General features: G+C 43.8%; 4 protein-coding genes. All 4 read right to left on the bottom strand.

Annotated elements, in window-relative coordinates; translation table 11 throughout:
• Nucleotides 1–433 (bottom strand): hypothetical protein (locus tag A3762_RS00850; RefSeq protein WP_369820648.1); only part of this gene is annotated, 433 nt, incomplete at its 3' end.
• Nucleotides 399–845, bottom strand: coding sequence for an HIT family protein (locus tag A3762_RS00845; protein WP_068475447.1), 447 nt, complete (start codon nt 843–845; stop codon nt 399–401). The genes A3762_RS00845 and A3762_RS00850, both read right to left, overlap by 35 nt.
• Before the next feature lies 1 nt (nt 846).
• Nucleotides 847–1,068 carry a DNA gyrase inhibitor YacG gene (yacG, locus tag A3762_RS00840; protein WP_068753667.1) on the bottom strand — a complete coding sequence of 74 codons (222 nt, stop codon included), beginning with the start codon at nt 1,066–1,068 and terminating at the stop codon, nt 847–849.
• Nucleotides 1,069–1,450, bottom strand: a 382-nt coding sequence (gene coaE / locus A3762_RS00835) for a dephospho-CoA kinase (protein WP_068753666.1), incomplete at its 5' end; no start/stop codon positions are given.

Below are 1,450 nucleotides of genomic sequence, written 5' to 3'. Positions count from 1 at the left end.
TCTTATCACGTACACTCTGTTCTTCGGGTGTTTCACTCTCAACAATGAGCCGAAGTTTTTTTTGTAGCGTAGGAAGGTGAAGGCGAAACTTTACTATTGGATCAAGATAGCTATGGCCGCTCTTGTACTGCTGAAATTCAAAGCCAACCTTTAAAAAGCTATTATTACTCGATTCGATCACTTCTTCATCGGCAAAAAAACTGTCGAGCCTTTTTGCCGTATCGCCGACGACATGCCCCCAATAATTGCGGTTTTCTGTAAGCCATGTAAGCGTTGGTGAATCTTGTTTTTCGGAAGGAATAGAGCTTCTATCTTTTGCTGAGGGGGAGGTAAATTCGACATCATTAGCACTTGATGTAAATGCGCACATCAATAGCGCGACAGCAGTAATACTCGCACTAAAAATACTTGGCGATTTGACGCGCTTGCTCATCCAGTGTGGCACGCTTTTCTTGTCTTCCCATGAGTCCAGTGACATGCAGTGCTAGTTTAGGCAATGATCGTAAAAAGTCATGCTTTTTGCGAGGAATTATATGAAGGTGGATGTGCGGAACTGTTTGATTAGCAGCTTTGCCATCATTTAATAGAATATTACAGCCATCCTCTCCAAAGCCTGCTCTAATCATTGCGCTCATCACCTTACGTCCTAAATCGAAGAGTTTGGACTGATGTTCGTCTGATAGCGCTGAAATCCGATCGTGATGAGCGCGAGGTATGATTAAAACATGCCCAGAACTTAGGGGGTAAGCATCCATAATAATCATGAAGTGTTCATCTTCATAAATCACGCTGGCCGGCAATGCACCGTTATTAATCGCGCAAAATGGACAGGGTCGACGACTCATATTATTGAAGGCTTTCAGAAGTGTTAGATGCGCTTTGCGCTTCGGCGATTTCCCATTCGTCTTGGCTTTGAGAAGCGATGCTGTACTCCTCTGAAGCCCAAGCGCCGAGATCAATTAATTTACAGCGTTCGCTACAAAATGGACGCTCTTTATTCTTCTCTTCCCATGTAACAGGGTCTGCGCAGGTTGGACAATTAACGATTAGAGGAGAGTTGTTTGACATTTATTTTGACTCGGCAAGTTTGAGATATTCTTCGTGTTGTGAGTCTACCATGGCGTTCAGGTGGTCTAAATCACCATCGTTTAAAATAATGTCGTGAGCACGCTCTTGTTTCATTTTTCTAGGCATTTGAGCAGCAATGATTTTCCCTATGTCTTCTTCTGAAGCGTTATCTCGCGTGGCTGCACGGATTTTTTGATCTGCCTCGGTGGCGTCAATTAATAATGTGCGCGTGCAGAGCCGGCTTTGTTTTGTTTCGAATAACAAAGGCGAGACTAGAATTGCGTAAGCTGATTCTGCTTGGCTAAGCTGTCGAATAATCTCAGATCGAATAAGTGGATGTAAAAGAGTTTCGAGCCAGCGCTTCGCATTGCTGTCAGAAAAG

This window comes from Oleiphilus sp. HI0125, assembly GCF_001635355.1.
Note: the sequence above shows the minus strand (reverse complement) of the source record. Positions and strands in the feature narration are given on the sequence as shown.

Bases quoted from the DNA above. Each gene is read 5' to 3' on its own strand.
- A3762_RS00845 (WP_068475447.1), bottom strand. From the start codon at position 845: ATGAGTCGTCGACCCTGTCCATTTTGCGCGATTAATAACGGTGCATTG.
- yacG (WP_068753667.1), bottom strand. From the start codon at position 1,068: ATGTCAAACAACTCTCCTCTAATCGTTAATTGTCCAACCTGCGCAGAC.